Source organism: Streptomyces sp. NPDC101776 (assembly GCF_044766845.1).
Taxonomy (GTDB): domain Bacteria; phylum Actinomycetota; class Actinomycetes; order Streptomycetales; family Streptomycetaceae; genus Streptomyces.
The window spans coordinates 1-16,925 of the sequence record NZ_JBIWMV010000033.1 but is presented as its reverse complement, the minus strand read 5'-3'; the positions used below and the strand labels follow the sequence as shown (position 1 = coordinate 16,925).

The following is a 16,925-nucleotide window of genomic DNA, read 5'->3' as shown; positions in this document are numbered from 1 at the left end:
CGGATCGGCGGGCAGTGCACGGGGGGAGCCCTCACGGGCCTGTGGTTCGCCTCAGCCGCGCGGCTCCGCCGGGCGCGGGACGAGGGCCGGGGGCGCCGTACGCCTCCCGGACCCGTCGGTCGCTGACCCGTAGGGCAAGGAGGGAGGCACACAGGCACAGCGCGGCCAGGGTGAAGAAGGCGGTCCGGTAGGCGAACGCGCCGTCGGCTCCGGCCGGTGAGGCCAGCGACGCCGCCAATGTCCCGGCCAGGGCCACCCCGAAGGCTCCGGCGGTCTGCCGTTGCATGGTGAGGAGGGTGGTGGCGTCGGCCGTACGGGAGGGCGGGATCGTGACGAAGGCGGCGTTCTGGGCGCTCGCGAAGAGCAGGCCGACGGATACGCCGAGCAGGTATGTCGACGGGTACAGGGCGAGGGGCTGGGGGGTGACCGTGAGGATCGCCAGGAGGACGATGACCAGCGCGGCTCCGGCGCCGCCGACGACCATCAGGCGGCGGGGGCCGACCCGGTCGTGGACACGGGGCACGATCTGGGAGGCGGTCAGCATGCCGAGCGCCTCCGGGAACGTGGCCAGTCCGGAGTGGAGGGCGTCGTAGCCCAGGTCGGTCTGGAGGAACTGGGGGTAGAGGTACAGCACGCCCATGAAGGCCGCCCCGGTGGGCAGCAGGACCAGTTGGGTCGTGCGGAACAACTCGTCCCCGAACACCCCCAGATCGATCATCGGATGCCTGGCGCGCAGCTCCCACGGAACCAGTGCGGCGAGGAAAGCGGCGCCGCCCACCAGCGGGACGAGGACGGCGCCGCTTTCCCAGCCACGGTCCGGGGCGCCGGTGAGGGCGTACAGGACCGCCGCGAGTCCGCCGCCCGCGAGAAAGAACCCCGGCACGTCGAAGCGGGGCGCACCCTCGCCGGGGAAGTCGGGCAGCACGCCCAGGCCGAAGCACAGGGCGAGCAGTCCGACGGGCAGGTTGACGAGGAACACCCAGTGCCAGGAGGCCGCGTCGACGAGCCAGCCGCCCAGGACGGGTCCGAGTGCGGGAGCGACGGCGGTCGGCAGCATGACGTACTGCTGCGCGCGCAGCCGTTCCGCCACCGGGAACGCCCGCAGCATCATCGTCATCCCGACCGGGGCGAGCAGACCGCCGCCAATGCCCTGGAGGACGCGGTATCCGGTGAGCGCTTCGAGCGAGTCGGCGGTGGCGCACAGCCCCGAGGCCACGGTGAACAGCAGCAAGGCGGTCAGCGCTGTGCGCCGGGTGCCGAAGCGGTTGCCGAGCCAGCCGGAGACGGGAATGAACACCGCGAGGGCCACGAGGTAGCCGACGTTGACCGAGCTGAGGCCGGAGGTGTCCACCGCGAAGTCGCGGCCGATGGCCGGAAGGGCCACGTTGACGATGGTGGTGTCCATGATCGCCATGAAGTTCGCGGCGACGAACAGGACGCAGACGGCGACCTTCGCGGAGACCCGGTGACCCAATCGCGGCCCGGTCCGCTGCTCGTGGCTCAACGGCCGTCCCTGAGCCAGCGGACCTGCTCCTCGGTCAGGGTGAGGTGGCGCGCCTGGAGCGAGGTGTCGATCTGCGCGGTCGTCCGCGCTCCGATGGACGGCCACACACCGGGGTGGTGGAGGGTCCAGGCCAGGGCCACGGTCTCGGGCAACGAACCGAGTTCTACTGCGAGTTCGCGGCAGCGGAGCCGTCGGGCGCGGTTGTCCTCAGTGTCGTACGGATCGGGCTTGCCGTGGTGTTCCTTCGGTCCGGTGCGCGCGAAGTGGCCGCGGGCCTGCGAGGACCAGCCGATCAGGGGTAGCCGTTGTCCGCGCACGACGTCGAGTACGGCGCTGTCGGCGTGCAGGCTGCCCTCCAGCAGCGCCGGGTCGGGCTCGGCGAGGCTGAACTGGTAGCTGGCGACGGGGGTTTGGCCCCGCTCGCCGAGTTCGACGGCGAGCTGCGACAGCCGTTCGGCGGGCCAGTTGGAGACGCCGACGCGGCGGACGTGTCCGGCGTCCACGAGGCTCACGAGGGTGTCCGCGAGTTCGGTGACGGGCCGGGCGAGGTCGTCGCAGTGGTAGAGGAGGACGTCGATGGTGTCGACGCCGAGGTTCTCCAGCGCGGACCGCACGTGCTCGAACACGGTGTTACGGTCCAAGGGAATGTCCCCGCCGGTCGTGTCGTGGCCGACCTTGGTGGCCACCCCCAGAGTGCCGGGGTTCCTGCGCAGCCAGTCGCCGACGGCCGCCTCGGCCTTTCCCCCGGCGTAACTGTGCGAGGTCTCGACGAGGAGCCCGCCGGCGTCGGCGAAGTGCGCGAGCCGCTCGGCGGTCGTCTCGGCGGGCTCCGCTCCGAAGGGACCGCCCAGGACGAATCTGTGCGCGGCGGTCTCCATGCCTTCCTCGTCGAAGAGGCCGTCGAGCAACTGCAGAGGGGAATGCGGCATCAGGCCCCACCGTCTTGGTTCGGGGCGTCCACCCGTCGGAATCCGTCGACGTCGGCGAAGGGCCGGGGCAGGTGCGGACGGAGCGGGACCTGGAAGGTGTTGAGCATCATCGCGGACATGCTGAAGCTGCCGATGCAGCCGATCAGGTCCAGCACACCTTCCTCACCGAACAGCGCGATGGCCTCGGCATAGGTCTCGTCCGTGACGAAGTGGTCGTAGAGCATCTCGTGCGCGAAGGCGTGGAAGACGCGTTCGTCCTCGGCCTTGAACTGCGGGTCCTCGCCGCGTGCGAGGCGTTCCAGGCACTCGGCCGGGACGCCTTCCTCGACGGCCTGCTGGATGTGGGCGTTCCAGGCGGCCTGGCTGTCGAAGTGCCGGCCGCAGATCAGCACGCTCAACTCGCGCAGCCGCTGCGGAAATCGAGACTCGTTGCGGCAGTAGCGGCCGAGGTTCTCGACCCAGTGGGCGAGTTCCATGTTGCGCGCCCAGACGAGGAAGGGCGGGGGCGGCTCTTCGGCTCCGGGGCCGACGATGGTTTCGAGGAGTTCGGTCTGTTCGGGGGTCAGGCTGGTGATGGGGGTCAGGCGCATGGTCGCGCTGCCTTTCGGAAGATGTGGGGTCGCCGAGTCGATGTCTGCTCGCGCGGGGACGGCGGTGAAGTCCGCCGGAGAGGCCCGCGCTCGGGACAGCGCCGTCCGTGGCCACGGCCGCGCGTCAAGGCGTGCGGTCTCGTGGTCAGGGGCGGATGAAAGGGGAGGTGCCCCGGGCGCGGACGCCCGGCACCGGGAGGCCGGGAAGGGGATGGATGGTCGGCCGACCGGGCGGGAACGGGGGGCAGCGTGGCGACTCGGGCGCGGGGAACAGCCCGGACGGGGTGTTCAACCCGCAGAGGGAAAGCCTGAACGCGGTACGTCAGGCGGTGCGCCACCAGGCGTAGTACTTGTCGCCGTAGCCGTCCATGATCTCCGCGTACTCATGGTCGGCGTCCGGGAACTCGAAGAAGTCGTGCGGGACTCCGAGGTCCGTGAAGCGGGTGTCCAGGTCACGGATGGTGGGCGCCAGGCGGGTGTCGAGGCGGCCGGACAGCAGGCGGACCTGGCTGGTGCGGCGCAGTTCGGGGGCGTTGGCGAGGACCAGGCTCCAGGGGTGGCAGAGGTCGTAGTACTCCTGGTCACCGAAGTAGGTGTTGTTGACCCGGTCCTCTGGTTCGTCCTTGAGGTTGCGCAGGATCGCCCCGGCGATCGACGACACCTTTCCGAAGATCTTCGGGTACTTCAGGCCGAGGTGCAGGGCGCCGAAGCCGCCCATGGAGAAGCCCTCGACGGTACGGGCCTGGGCCTCGGGAATCGTGCGGAAGGTGTCGTCCATGTGCTGGACCAGGTCGAAGGCGGTGATCTGGGCCAGCGGGCGGGCACCGTCCTTGGAGTCGACGTACCAGCCGATCGGCAGGATCTGCGGGACGACGACGATCGCCGGAGGCATCACCTCGTTCCGGATCGCCTTGTCGATCCGCGCAACCATTTCGGAACCCTGCCGGGCATTGCCGAAACCGCCGTGCAGCCAGTAGATGACAGGGAACCGTCGTTCCGGCTCGGTCTCGTACTGGGGCGGGAGGTAAAGCTGGTAACTGCCTTGGGCATCCGCGCTACCGCGCGAGGGCTGGGGGTAGAGACCGAAAGTGGTGAGTTCCTGGTCCTCTCGGACCTCGTCGATCCACTGCTGTTCGATCTCTGCCATCTGCTCAAGCGTGGTGCGTACCTTGTGAACCTTCTCGGCCACGGGGTCTGTCCTCTCGGGGATAGGTTGTGGTGCAGATCCGGGATCCTCCGAGGCAGGTGCGGCAGCCCTCCGACCCACCACCCGGATGTTCCATTACGTAGAACGCTGTATTCTTTTGTGGAACGTTCATCAGTGAAACGCTGCGACGGGAGCCTGTCAATGGCCGGGATCGAAACTTCGGTGGACTCACAGACCGGCGGCCGCGGAGGGCGCAGTTCACTCGCGGGCAACGCCACCGACAAGGCGCTCAACCTGCTGGAGGCGGCGTCGGCGCCCGGTTATCCGCACCGGCTGGGCGATGTGGCCGCGACCGCGGGGGTGCCGAAGGCCAGCGCCCACCGCATCATGCAGAACCTCGTGGCCACCGGTTTCCTGGCCTCCGACGGCGCCGGCGGCTACGGCCCCGGGCCCCGGGTCCGCGCGCTCGCCGCCCGGATCTCCCAGGGCTGCGAGGAGGACCAGGTGATGCGCGCCGAGCTGGAGGTGCTCGGCCGGAGGATCGGTCACACGGTGCAGATCGGCGTGCGCACCGGCGATGTGATCACCCTGCTGGTGAAGGTGTCGGGCCCGAACCCGGTACAGGAGTCCTCCCGGGTGGGCATGCAGCTGCCGCTGCACACCACCGCGATCGGCAAGTGCGTCCTCGCCGACCTCGACGACGAGCAACTCACCGACCTGGTAGGCCGCTTGGGCCTGCCGCCCCGCACGCAGAACTCCCTCACCGACCTCGCCGGACTGCGCGCGGAACTCGCCAAGGTGCGCGAGCAGGGCTTCGCGCTGGACGACGAGGAGAACGAACTCGGCGTGCGCTGCCTCGCTGTCCCCGTACGCGACGCCAAGGGCTCGGCCATCGGCGCCGTCAACGTCTCGACGATCGCCTTCCTGGAAACCCGCGAGACCCTCCTGAGCCGGGTCGACGTCGCACGAACGACGGCAGGCGCGTTGCACGGCCTGCTGGGCTGAGCCCTTCGCCTACGACGAGATCCAGCCAGGGCGCAACGTGATGATTCGCACGCATATCTTGTGGGCCTGTCGCACATTCACCGTGTACCAGCTCTGGACAGCAGGGCATCGTTTCAGCAGGGTTACACCACTGGGCCGATCACGTCTCGTCCGCACTGCTTGAGGAAGACGACCGCGCCCCTGTTCACCGGCCAGCCCCCGGTGAGCCTGCACCACCGCAGCATCTGAGCCTGATCCTCGCGAGCAGCGGGAGCACCTCCGGTTCGTCGCCGCTCATCCCTGAAGACCGTCGGTCTCGCACGGCCCGTCCTACGGCCGTCGCCGCACGGCGGTCCCCAGCGACGCACCCGACCCTCCTCACCTCCCGGCCCTCCGCCGGCCGGCTCGCACTTTCCGTGAACACGCGCAGGTGGAACCCGTTCTTGGGCGCCACCCGGGCCCCGCGGCCGTCGTCGCCCGTGCCCGACGCGTACAGATGTTCCTCATCACCTTCAGCTGCCCGCTCTTCCGGTCTCCGCCGCCGTGGCGGATCTCCCGTGGCGCAAGGAGAAGACATGCACTCCCTCGACTCCGCTTCCCACCTGCCCAGCCCAAGAGCACGCCGGGCCGCCCGCGGTGGCCTCGTAGCCCTGTCCGCCGGGCTCGCCCTCACCCTGACCGCCTGCGGCGGCACCGCCTCGACCATCGGCGCCAAGAGCACCGGCAAGGCGGTCGCCGGCGACACGCTGACCGTGGCCGAGCAGCAGGCTCCGCCCACCATGAACCCGGGCAGCCTCGACCTCGGGTTCGTCGACTTCACGATGCTGTCGTACGAGTCGCTGTTCTACCTCTCCCCCGACGGCACCGTGCAGCCGGCGCTCGCGAAGTCCTGGAATTACGTCGGCTCGGGCAACACCGAGCTGTCCATCACACTCCGCCCGGGCGTGAAGTTCGCCGACGGCACGGCCGTGACCGCCGACGCGGTCAAGGCGTCCCTGGAGTACGCGAAGAAGGCGCAGGGCAACCAGGCCCACTACCTCACGGACGCGACGATCACGGCCACGGGCCCGCTGGCGCTGACCGTCAAGCTGGCCAAGGCCAACCCGATCCTGCCGACGCTGCTGACCCAGTCGTACGGCATCGGGCAGATCATCAGCCCCAAGGGACTCGCGAGCGCGTCGAAGCTGACGCCGACCAACACGAGCCAGGGTGCCGGGCCCTACATCTACCAGCCCTCGCAGAGCGTGGCCGGCGACCACTACACCTATACGTCCAACCCGTCGTACTACGACAAGTCGAAGCAGCACTACAAGAAGATCGTCATGAAGATCGTGCAGAACGGCCAGACCGCGGTCAACGCTATGAAGACGGGCCAGATCGACGTCTACAAGGGCGACTACACCTCCGCCGCCTCGGCCAAGTCGGCGGGCATGTCGACGGTCGGACTGCCGGTGATCCTCCAGGGGCTGAGCCTGATCGACCGTGGCGGCGAGGTGTCCAAGCCGCTCGGTGACGTCCGGGTGCGACAGGCGATCAACTACGCGATCGACCGGGACGCGGTGACAAAGGCGCTGCTCGGTGACAGCGGAACGCCGACCGTGCAGACCGTCATCAAGGGCGGCGACGGCTACTCGGCAGACCTCGCGGACTACTACACGTACAACCCGGCGAAGGCCAAGCAACTGCTGAAAGCGGCCGGCTATCCCGACGGCTTCACGCTGCCCGTCCTCGCGGCCACGTTCGTCGGCTTCGACACCATGGCTCAGGCCATCGCCGGTCAGTTGTCCAAGGTGGGCATCAAGGTGAAGGTCACCGCCGTCACCAGCATCACCTCGTTCGTCGAGAACCAGACCAACAAGAAGTACCCGGCCGTCTCGGGCGGCTTCACCGAGGAGCCCATGTACCTGGAGGGCCAGGACCTGTTCATGCCTGGCTCGAAGGTCTTCAACGGCTTCGGCACCACCGCGCCCGAGCTGACCAAGCTGTTCGACCAGGCGGCCGCCGCCGACACGGCCGAGCGGGCCGAGCTCGACCAGCAGATGCAGGAGTACCTGGTGAAGAACGCCTGGTTCGCGCCGGTCGCCTTCACCCCCGTCAACTACTACGTCCGGCCCGGCATCGGCGGGGTGAAGGTCAGCGCGGGCGCGCCCTTCGCCAGCCCGCTGGCCTTCTACGCCACCAAGTAGAGACCCCGGGCGGCCCCCTGTACCTGACGACGGGGGCCGCCCGGCCCAAGAAAGGAGTGAGGTGAGATGCACAGGATCCTCTTCCGCTGGCTGCTCGGCGCGATCCCGGTGGTGTTCGGCGTCAGCGTCCTGACCTTCGTCCTGACCAGCCTGGTGCCGGGCGACCCCGGTCGCACCATCCTCGGCGCCAACGCAAGTCCCGCCCAGGTCAAGGCACTTGACCAGCAGCTCGGCCTCGACCACTCGCTGCCGGTCCGCTACTGGGACTGGCTGACCGCCGCCCTGCACGGCGACCTCGGCGACTCCATCACCTCCGGGGTACCGGTGAGCGACCAGCTCACCTCCCGCCTCGGCGTCACGCTCTCGTTGATCGGGGGCGCGATCCTGGTGGCCGCCGTGGCGGGCGTGGTGCTCGGTGTGCTGAGTGCGCTGAAGGGCGGATGGCTCGGGCGGGCTGTGGACGGCATCTCACTGGTCGGGCTCGCCGTGCCGAACTTCTGGTTCGGCCTGGTGCTGATGACCGCGTTCGCCGTGCAGCTGCCGCTCTTCCCCGCCACGGGCTACGTCCCGTTCACCGAGTCACCGGTGCAGTGGTTCGAATCGCTGGTGCTGCCCGTGCTGACGCTGGGTGTGCCGGCCACCGCTCCCGTGGCCAAGCAGACCCGCGACGGCGTGCTCACCCAACTGGACCGCGAGTACGTCCGCGTGCTGCGGGCCCGCGGTGTGCCCGAGCGGTCGGTGATCTTCCGGCATGTGCTGCGCAACGCGGCGGCGCCGATCGTCACCGTGCTGGGCGTGGTCGTGGTGACGCTCTTCGGCGGCACCGTCCTCGCCGAGACCCTGTTCGTGATGCCCGGCCTCGGCGGTCTGGCCGTGACCGCCGCGCAGACGCAGGACATCCCGATGGTCCAGGGCGTCGCCCTCGTCTTCACGGTGACCGTGATGCTGATCAATCTCCTGATCGAAGTGGTGTATTCGATGCTCGACCCGAAGGTGCGGACATGAAGAGCCCGGTGATCGCACGTCAGACGGCACCCGAGAGCGGACGGGAGGGTCCGCGCCGGGGTGCCGCGCGGCGCGGCTTCGTGGCGCGGCTGCTGCGCAGGCCGATCGCGGCCGTCTCCGCCGGCTACCTCCTCCTCGTCGTCCTGGTCACCGTGTTCGCCGGCCCGCTCGCTCCGTACGACCCCGACGAGCAGGACCTCACCCATGCCCTCCAAGGACCCAGCGGCGCCCACTGGCTGGGCACCGGCGAACTCGGCCGGGACGTACTCAGCCGCCTGATGCACGGCGGGCAGATCACCCTCCTCGGCGTAGTGATCACCCTGGCCGTCTACCTGACGCTCGGTGTCCCGGCCGGCATGATCGCGGGCTACCGGGGCGGCTGGTTCGACCGGCTCGTCCTCAAGAGCGCCGACCTGATCTCCGCCGTTCCCGTCATCATCGTCCTGCTGGTGGTCCTCTCGGTCTTCACCAACAACGAGAGCGCCGCGATGGCCGCCAACGGTCTGCTCGGGGCACCGCTTCTCGCCCGGGTCGTCCGCTCGGCCACCCTCGGCGTGAAGGAGGAGCTGTACGTCCGGGCCGCCGTCGCCGGCGGGATCAGCGACCGGGTCATCATCCGCCGACACGTCCTGCCCCGGGTCACCGGCGCCGTCCTCGTCCAGGCCTCCGTGTTCGGCGCCTACGCCGTCCTCCTGGAGACCGGACTCGGCTTCCTCGGACTGGGCACCACCGACGCCAGCTGGGGCAGCATGATCGCCGAGGCGTCCAAGAACATCGGCACCGACCCCTGGCTGCTGATCCCCTCCGGCTTCATGATCGTCTCCTTCATCGTGGCGCTCGGCCTGCTCAGCGACGGCCTGCGCGACACCTTCGCCGAACGCTACTCACCCCCGGCCGACAAGCCGCCCTCCCGCCGGATGGGACGACCGCGCGGAGCCTCGCCCGAGCCGACGCGGGCCACGGCCTCCGCCCCACCGCAGGTGATCGAGGAGCCCGATGCCGACGCCCTGCTGTCAGTACGCGGTCTGACGGTGTCCCTGCGCATCGAGGGCACGCCCACCGAAGTCATCCGGGACGTGTCCTTCGACCTGCGGGCCGGCGAGGTACTGGGCATCGTCGGCGAGACGGGCTGCGGCAAGACCGTCACCGCCACCTCGCTGCTGGGCATGCTGCCCGCGGGCGGCCGGATCTCCTCCGGCACCATCCTCTTCGAGGGCACCGACCTCGCCCAGGCGGACACGGCCACGCTGCGCAAGGTCCGCGGACGCCGTATCGGCTGGATCTCCCAGGACCCCGTCTCCAGCCTCGACCCCTCCTTCACCGCCGGCGCCCAGGTCGCCGAGGTCGTACGTCTGCACACCGGCTGCACCCGCAAGCGGGCCCACGAGCGCGCGCTGGAGCTCTTCGAGAAGGTACGGCTGCCCGACCCCGCCCGGGTGGCGAAGAGCTACCCGCACCAGTTGTCGGGCGGAATGGCCCAACGCGTCGGTATCGCCGCCGCGTTGGCGGGCGACCCGGCCCTGGTGATCGCCGACGAGCCGACCACCGCCCTCGATGTGACCGTGCAGGCCGAGATTCTCGACCTGCTGCGTGAACTCCAGGCTTCCGGCACTGCCGTCGTCCTCATCACGCACGACTGGGGAGTACTGGCCGACCTGTGCGACCGCGCCGTGGTGATGTACGCCGGCGAGGTCGTAGAGGAGGCCGAGGTCACCGCGCTCGTGACCACGCCGACCCACCCCTACACCGCTGGGCTGCTGAGGTCCGACCCCCACCACGCCCTGCCGGGCCAGCCACTGCCCGCCGTCGAAGGCGCGGTGCCGCCCCCGACCCAGTGGCCCGTCGGCTGCCACTTCCAGAACCGCTGCCCGAGGGTGACCGAGGCCTGCAGGGAGAAACCCGTCGTGATCTCTCAGCTGGTCGAGCTGGAACGGTCGACGCGGTGCATCCTCCCGCTCGAACTGATCGGAGGAGGAGCCCATGACTGAACAGACCGACAACAACGTGCTGTCGCCCGACACGGACGGCCCTCTCCTCCAGGTGCACGGACTCGACGTCACCTACGGTCGCTCCCGGATGCGCGGCGGCGACGTCAAGGCCGTACGCGGTGTGGACCTCACCATGGGGCGCGGCGAGACCGTCGGCCTCGTCGGTGAGTCCGGCTCCGGCAAGTCGACCATCGGCTCCGCGGTGCTGGGGCTGGTGCCGACGACCGGCGGCACCATCACGTTCGACGGCGTCGACATCACGCACAGCACACGAGCCGACCGCCGCCTGCTGGCCCGCCGAATGCAGGTGGTCTTCCAGGACCCGTACGGCTCCATGAATCCCGCCCACACGATAGGCGACACACTCGCCGAGGCCCTGCGGTACAACCTGGGCCTGTCCGGCGACGAGATCCGTGAGCGGGTCCTGCGCGCCCTCGACGACGTCGGACTGCCACCCGGCGCCGCGCGCCGCTACCCCGCGGCGTTCTCCGGCGGACAGCGTCAACGCATCGCCATCGCACGGGCGTTGGTCATGGAGCCCGAGTTCGTCGTGTGCGACGAGGCGGTCAGCGCCCTCGACCTGTCGGTCCAGGCCCAGGTCCTGAACCTGCTGGCGCGGCTCAAGCAAACCCGCGGGCTGAGCTACCTGTTCATCTCGCACGACCTGTCGGTGGTGCGCTACCTCAGCAACACCATCGTCGTCCTGTACGCCGGCCGCGTCGTCGAGCGCGGCCCGGCCGCGCTCGTCGCCGACAGCCCCGCCCACCCCTACACCCGCGCCCTGCTCGCCTCGGCACCGGTCCCCGACCCCGTCGCCCAGCGCCTCCGCCAGGCAGAACGGCGCCTCGCCGCCGCGGCCACCCCCGCGACAGGGCGCGTCAGCGAGGGCTGCGCCTTCGCCCCCCGCTGCCCGTTCGCCCAGGAGACCTGCTGGTCCACCCAGCCCGAACTCGTGGAGCACGACGGGGTCGCCGTCGCGTGCCACCGCCGGGACGAGATCGCGGCGGGCGCAGCCCTGCCAGGCCACGCGACAGCCGGAGCCGCCTGACCGCCGAACAGGCCTCGTCCCTCCCCTCTGCCTCACCGCACAAGGAGCACGATGACCACCACCGCCCCCGTCCCCCTCGACATCGCCACTCTGCTCCCCGACGGCACCCATCTCATCGCCGGCGAATGGGTGCCCGCCCGCTCCAAGTCAACGCTCGACGTGGTGAATCCGGCGACCGGCGCCGTCATCGCCCGAGTCCCGCGCGGCACCGCCGAGGAAATCGACGACGCCGTACGATCGGCCGAGGCCGCCCTGCCCGCCTGGCGCGACACCAGCCCCGCCACGCGCGGCGAACTCCTCTACCGCTGGGCCGAGTTGGTCCGCGAGCACGACGACGACATCAACAGGCTGGAAGCCATCGAAGTCGGCCACCCGGTCGGCCCCTCCCCCATCGCGGCCCGGCTGACCTACCTCGCGGGCAAAGCCGACAAGGTCTTCGGCGACACCCTGCCCACCCGCTCCCCCGACGTCCTGGGCCTGACCCTGCGCGAGCCCTACGGCGTGGTCGGCGCGATCATCCCCTGGAACGCGCCCGGCCCCATGACCGTCTTCAACACCGCCGCCCCGATCGCCGCCGGCAACACGGTCGTCCTCAAGCCGGCCGAGGACGCCCCGCTCACCGCCCTCTACCTGGCCCGCCTCGCCCTGGAGGCGGGGATCCCGCCCGGCGTCCTCAACGTCGTCACCGGCTACGGCGCCGAAGCGGGCGCGGCCCTGCCCGCGCACCCCGGCATCCGCAAGATGAGCTTCACCGGCTCACCGGCCACCGGCACCACCGTGATGGAAGCCTGCGCCCGCAACCTCATACCCCTGCAACTGGAGCTGGGCGGCAAGTCCCCCCAGATCGTGCTGCCCGACGCCGACCTCGACAAGGCCGTCCCCGCGATCGTCCGCAGCATCATCATGAACAGCGGCCAGGTCTGCGCCGCCGGTTCACGTGTGCTCGTCCACTCCTCCCTCCACGGCCGGTTGGTCGAGGAACTGGCCGAGCGCTTCCGTTCCGTGCGGGTGGGCTTGTGGGACCAGCCCGTCGACATGGGCCCACTCATCAACGCCCGGCAGGAGAAGCGGGTGCTGGACTATCTGGCGATCGGCCGCGAGGAGGGCGCCGAGGTGGTCGTCGGCGGCGGCAAGCTCACCGAAGTCCCTTACTCCGACGGGTACTTCGTCGCACCGACCCTCTTCGACCAGGTACGCCCGGAGATGCGCATCGCCCAGGAGGAGATCTTCGGCCCGGTGCTCTCCGTCCTCACCTACGAGGACGAGGACGAAGCGGTCACCACCGCCAACGGCACCCGCTACGGACTCACCGCCACGGTGTGGACACGGGACATCGGCCGCGCGATACGGCTCGCCCGCCGCATCGAGGCCGGTCAGGTCGCCGTCAACACCGTCGGCGACGGCGGCCCGACGGGATCGATCGGCACCCCCTTCGGCGGCTACAAGAACAGCGGCTTCGGCCGCTCCATGGGCCCGGACTACCTGGAGGACTGGACCCAGGTCAAAGCGGTCATCATCGACGCCGGCTGACACGCGGGTCCCTCGTCGCAGGGCACGCGCATGAGCTGGTGGTCCGGCCCCTGCGGCTCAGGGGCCGGACCACCAGCGCCTTCCGGCCGACCCCAGGGACCCGCTGTCTCCGCAACCTCTTCCGGGTCTCCAAGGACAGCCTGGCAAGCGACCGTGCCCATGAGTACGTGTCCGGTTTCGAAGACGTCGCCGTCTCCGGGATCGAACAGCACACCGGCAAACTCCGCACGACCCATTCGCTGACGCTGGCTGCACGTGGCCCCGCCGCTGAGCCGTCCCGCCCGACAGGCCTCGCCTGTACAACGACGACCTCTTCACCCCTTGAGATCGGCCCCGACGGCCGGCTCCGCGACAGGGGCATCCGCACACCACGGACCACCGTGGCCAACGTCACCTTCTACCAAGGCTGAGTGATGATCATGTTGAGTCTCCCGCGGCGGAGGCCGCTCACCAGACTGGCGGCAGCGCTGGCGCTGGCGGTCGGCTTGCTCCTCGGCGAGAGCGCCGTACCGGGCGGGCAAAGCTTCGCGGCTACACAGACTGACGCCACCGCCGCCGAAGCCACGTCCTGTCCATCGGTCACCGGCACCGTGTCGTCCAGCCCTAATGCGGCTTGGCTGGCACAGCAGGCGTCACAGTCCTTCGCCACCGAGAAGCTGGCCGCGTCACCCCGCACGTCCCGTTGGGTAAGCCTGCGATTCCACGGAGTTTTGGAGTGGCCGTCCGTCGTTTTCGACGGCATCCGCTATCCGGGGGTGTCCGAGCTCGCAGCCCTCCAGAGCGCCGCGTTCGGGGTGCCGAACGACCGGCACCGGGAGGTCACCCGCATGATGCCCGGCCCGGACGGAACCCGGATGCCGCACAGTCTGCTCACCGAGATCGCGGCGTACGGACGGTTCCCGCGCATGGGCAGCCCGTACTGCCGCAAGAGCGCCAAGGAGAGCGTGGTCTCCAGCGCCTGAACCCCGATCGTCAGCACGCTGCGGCGCGAGTTCGGCCGGCCGGTGCGGATCCTGAAGGTCATGGGTCTGCGCAGCGACGAGGGCCCCGACCGCAAGAAGCGCCCTGCCTTCCGTACGGTGCAGGCCAACGGGGCGCGGGTCGTGGACGAGTGGCTGCCCGTCAAGGACTGGCCGACCGCCGCGGTCAAGGAGTGGCACGCGGATGCGCCCGTGCCCTACTCATGGACGTACGACTCCGTGCCCGGCGCCGGCGACTGGGGAGGCACCTCGCGCTGCTCGTGCTCGCTGTGTGTCTTCGCCTCCCGCCGCGACGTGCTGCTCTCCATCGGCCGGCGGCCGCGGCTTGCCGACCTGTACGCCGAGGTTGAGCAGGTGCGGGGCGACAGCTTCCGCGCGGACTGGCGCATCACCGACCTGATCCGGCACTCCGAGCAGTGCGAGGCGCCAGATCCCGGCGTCGTCTGCCCGGACGACGGCCCGGAGTTCACCGTCCTGCAGGACCAGGTGCGGGCGGCGCTGGCGAAGGAACCCCGCAAGGAGCCCGACCTGGCCCGCCGTCGCGGCCGCGCCGTGTGCGAGGGCTGCACCGTTCACAGCTGATGACCACCGTCTGCCGCGCCGAGGCTCCCCCACGGCGCGGCTGACACCCCCTACAGTGGATATTGGAGATGACCATGGAGATGAACCCCACCGCCCTGCTGCTCGAACTCGCTGCCCAGGCCCGGAACATGAGCGACCCGGATGCGCTGCGCGACGTACTGTCCGCAGGCCACCGTGCCTGGTGCGAGGGTGTCGCCGACGTCCAGGGCGGCATCGGCCGGGAGACCGCGCCCTTGTCCGACGCCGAGGTCGCCGAGCGGTGTGCCGCTGTCGGCGCACCGTGGGAGAAGGGGATGCTGCGCGGTGAGGCGGTCGCCGCTCTCGCGTTCGCAACCTGGGATGCGGCGCCGGCCGCCATGGCCTACACCGATCTGGCGGAGCGGGCGGCGCGCTTCGGAGCGTGTCTGCTGGGCGAGGAAGTCCTGTAGGCAATTTGGCGTCAGGCTGGACAGCAAATCACCTTTTTTGGCATTATCGAACCTGTCGCGCTCGTCCGAGTGCCGACGCCGCCGTGCTGATCCTTGCAGAGGGGACCCGATGTCTTCCGCCGACCGGCTCGTGGACACCGCGCAGATCGTGTCCGAGTTCGGCACGAGCAAGTCCCGGGTCAGCGAGTGGAGCAACAACGCGGACAGCGGCTTCCCCGCGGTCGCACACGCCGAGGGCCGCAAGCGGTTCTGGCGCCACGCCGAGGTCGCCGCGTTCTTCGCGCAGCGCGCACCGAAGAAGCGCGCGCTGCCGGCCGCGGTGCTCGATGCCGACCAGGACGAGCTTCTGACGAAGCGGGAAGTAACCCAGATTCTGGGATACACCCGCACGTCGACCATCGACGCCTACTTCCGCGACCGGCCCGGCTACTTCCCCGAGCCCGACGAGGACGCCGACGGCCAGAAGTGGCGCCGCGGCACGATCGTCACCTGGGTGGCCAACCGCCCCGGCAAAGGCCGGCGCAGCTCCGCGCCGGCGGCTGCGCGGCCCGCGGTCTCGGCGGACGGCGATCCCGAGGAGCTCCTCGGCACGGCCGCTGTTGCCGTCCTGCTCGGCTACAGCAGTACGGCTTCCTTCTCCAGCGCCCTGTATCAGGGGCGCATCCCCGAACTGCCCGAGCCGGACTCCCTGGAGAAGGAAGAAGGCAGCCGCGGGCCAGCGCACAAGATGTGGCGCCGAGCCACGGTCGTCGCTGCCGCCCGCACGCGTGGTGTGCTGCCGCCGGCAGACCAGGACGAGAACGCGGACCTGGTCGGCGCGGCCGAAGCAGCCCAAATCCTCGGATACAGCAGCGCCGACAGCTTCATCAGCGCGCTCGGGCACGGACTCCTGCCCGACCTCGACCAGCCCGACGGGTTCGAGTACCGGCGCGGAAGCGCCGGCCGCCCCCGTCAGCAGCGCTGGAAACGCTCACGTATCGAGGACCTGGCCGCCCGCCGGTCCTCGAGGTCCTGACTGCAGCGGAACTGCGTCACAGGCGGGATACCGTAAGACCGCGGCCTCTGGTTGAAGGGATCGACGAACTCCCGGCGGGCCAGAACGCCGCACGATGGCCGGTATGGAGAGGCCAGCCACCCCTCCACCGCGAAGCCACACGGCATCGCGGAACCGGCCATCGCTACGGACTCCTGAGTACGTCGATGACGGGAAAACGAAGAACGAATGTCAGCCAGTGCTGGCAGCGTTGCTGGCCTGGGGTGCCTGGACATGTCGGTCAGAACCAAACCGGCTGGAGGTTTAGACACCGATTCGACGCATCCACCAGGGGAGGTCTTAGGGTGCGAAGGGATCGTTGAGGGCGCGGTCAAGCGCGCACTCGTCTGCAGGACCGATGACTGCGCTCAGCTCCTAGGCGGTAGAAGTCTGTGCCGGCTTCGATGATGTTGCCGCCGAAGGTGAGGCGGTCGACGATGGCTGCTGCGAAGGACCGAACACCCTGGACACGCAACGGTCAAGGAGGTTCCCGAAGGCTTGCGGCGAACTCACATCCGGGGCAGGGAGCACACCGGCATCATCGATGCTCGCGATGAAGTCGACATCGGCCCAGCCACCGCGGAACAGCACCACGCAAAGCTCGGCCTCTTCCAGCCCCGTGATACGGACGCCGATTGAATCGGGGTCCTCCACTCGCGAGCGGTCCGTTTCAAGCTGCTGAGGCCAAGAAGCTGCTTCGTCACGCCAACTGACAGGCCCGACAGCCAATCCTGCGGACCCCCACCCACGTCGACGCTCCGCAACTTCGACGACCGCTTGATCAAGATCGATGACTCTCTTCACGGTCCGATCATCGATCACGCAGGCGCTGAGGTCCATCGTTTACGGCTCGACCAGACACCGGACTCACCCCACGCCAGGTGGTGTCAGATCTCAGCTCAGGCGTCGTCGAAGGACACGTCAACAGGATCAAGATGCTCAAGCGGCAGATGTACGGTCGCGCGGGCTTCAAGCTCCTGCGCAAGCGGGT

The 16,925-nt window shown here is 69.7% G+C and carries 15 protein-coding genes; 10 read left to right on the top strand and 5 right to left on the bottom strand.

All coding sequences use genetic code 11. The annotated features are described in order from the left end of the window. Positions 1-31 precede the first annotated feature (31 nt). From ACIRRY_RS48620 to ACIRRY_RS48605, 4 genes are all read right to left on the bottom strand, one after another. Complete coding sequence (locus tag ACIRRY_RS48620; protein ID WP_403986513.1) at positions 32-1,504, bottom strand: DHA2 family efflux MFS transporter permease subunit; 1,473 nt, start codon at positions 1,502-1,504, stop codon at positions 32-34. Then, positions 1,501-2,433 carry an aldo/keto reductase gene (locus ACIRRY_RS48615; protein ID WP_403986510.1) on the bottom strand — a complete coding sequence of 311 codons (933 nt, stop codon included), beginning with the start codon at positions 2,431-2,433 and terminating at the stop codon, positions 1,501-1,503. Before ACIRRY_RS48615 ends, ACIRRY_RS48620 begins: the two co-directional genes overlap by 4 nt. Next, a complete protein-coding gene (locus ACIRRY_RS48610) occupies positions 2,433-3,023 on the bottom strand; it encodes a carboxymuconolactone decarboxylase family protein (RefSeq protein WP_403986507.1) in 591 nt (196 codons plus the stop codon). Before ACIRRY_RS48610 ends, ACIRRY_RS48615 begins: the two co-directional genes overlap by 1 nt. A 322-nt stretch (positions 3,024-3,345) precedes the next feature. Then, positions 3,346-4,170: an alpha/beta hydrolase gene (locus ACIRRY_RS48605; RefSeq protein ID WP_403986504.1), complete on the bottom strand. Its 825-nt coding sequence runs from the start codon at positions 4,168-4,170 to the stop codon at positions 3,346-3,348. A gap of 201 nt (positions 4,171-4,371) precedes the next feature. Here ACIRRY_RS48605 and ACIRRY_RS48600 point away from each other — a divergent pair, with 201 nt between their 5' ends. From ACIRRY_RS48600 to ACIRRY_RS48555, 10 genes are all read left to right on the top strand, one after another. Beyond that, positions 4,372-5,175: an IclR family transcriptional regulator gene (locus ACIRRY_RS48600; RefSeq protein WP_403986501.1), complete on the top strand. Its 804-nt coding sequence runs from the start codon at positions 4,372-4,374 to the stop codon at positions 5,173-5,175. A gap of 554 nt (positions 5,176-5,729) precedes the next feature. Next, the gene (locus ACIRRY_RS48595; RefSeq protein ID WP_403986498.1) at positions 5,730-7,340 is read left to right on the top strand and encodes an ABC transporter substrate-binding protein; all 1,611 of its coding nucleotides are present in this window, start codon (positions 5,730-5,732) and stop codon (positions 7,338-7,340) included. A gap of 66 nt (positions 7,341-7,406) precedes the next feature. Then, the gene (locus ACIRRY_RS48590; protein WP_403986495.1) at positions 7,407-8,345 is read left to right on the top strand and encodes an ABC transporter permease; all 939 of its coding nucleotides are present in this window, start codon (positions 7,407-7,409) and stop codon (positions 8,343-8,345) included. After that, positions 8,342-10,333 carry a dipeptide/oligopeptide/nickel ABC transporter permease/ATP-binding protein gene (locus ACIRRY_RS48585; protein ID WP_403986492.1) on the top strand — a complete coding sequence of 664 codons (1,992 nt, stop codon included), beginning with the start codon at positions 8,342-8,344 and terminating at the stop codon, positions 10,331-10,333. The genes ACIRRY_RS48590 and ACIRRY_RS48585 overlap by 4 nt, the downstream gene beginning before the upstream one ends. Further along, positions 10,326-11,381 (top strand): oligopeptide/dipeptide ABC transporter ATP-binding protein, encoded by a 1,056-nt coding sequence (locus ACIRRY_RS48580; protein WP_403986489.1) that lies wholly within the window; start codon positions 10,326-10,328, stop codon positions 11,379-11,381. The genes ACIRRY_RS48585 and ACIRRY_RS48580 overlap by 8 nt, the downstream gene beginning before the upstream one ends. A 51-nt stretch (positions 11,382-11,432) precedes the next feature. Then, entirely contained in the window at positions 11,433-12,911 is a 1,479-nt protein-coding gene (locus ACIRRY_RS48575; protein ID WP_403986486.1) for an aldehyde dehydrogenase family protein, read from the top strand. A 413-nt stretch (positions 12,912-13,324) separates the two neighbouring features. Further along, complete coding sequence (locus ACIRRY_RS48570) at positions 13,325-13,873, top strand: hypothetical protein (RefSeq protein ID WP_403986483.1); 549 nt, start codon at positions 13,325-13,327, stop codon at positions 13,871-13,873. 60 nt (positions 13,874-13,933) lie between these two features. Beyond that, positions 13,934-14,473 carry a hypothetical protein gene (locus tag ACIRRY_RS48565; RefSeq protein ID WP_403986480.1) on the top strand — a complete coding sequence of 180 codons (540 nt, stop codon included), beginning with the start codon at positions 13,934-13,936 and terminating at the stop codon, positions 14,471-14,473. Between the two features lie 68 nt (positions 14,474-14,541). Continuing rightward, complete coding sequence (locus ACIRRY_RS48560) at positions 14,542-14,901, top strand: hypothetical protein (RefSeq protein WP_403986477.1); 360 nt, start codon at positions 14,542-14,544, stop codon at positions 14,899-14,901. Between the two features lie 109 nt (positions 14,902-15,010). Then, positions 15,011-15,916: a hypothetical protein gene (locus ACIRRY_RS48555; protein ID WP_403986475.1), complete on the top strand. Its 906-nt coding sequence runs from the start codon at positions 15,011-15,013 to the stop codon at positions 15,914-15,916. A gap of 393 nt (positions 15,917-16,309) precedes the next feature. On the opposite strand, the gene ACIRRY_RS48550 is transcribed toward ACIRRY_RS48555, so the two are convergent. Continuing rightward, on the bottom strand, positions 16,310-16,774 hold the full coding sequence (locus ACIRRY_RS48550; RefSeq protein WP_403986646.1) for a hypothetical protein: 465 nt from the start codon (positions 16,772-16,774) through the stop codon (positions 16,310-16,312). Positions 16,775-16,925: the final 151 nt, after the last annotated feature.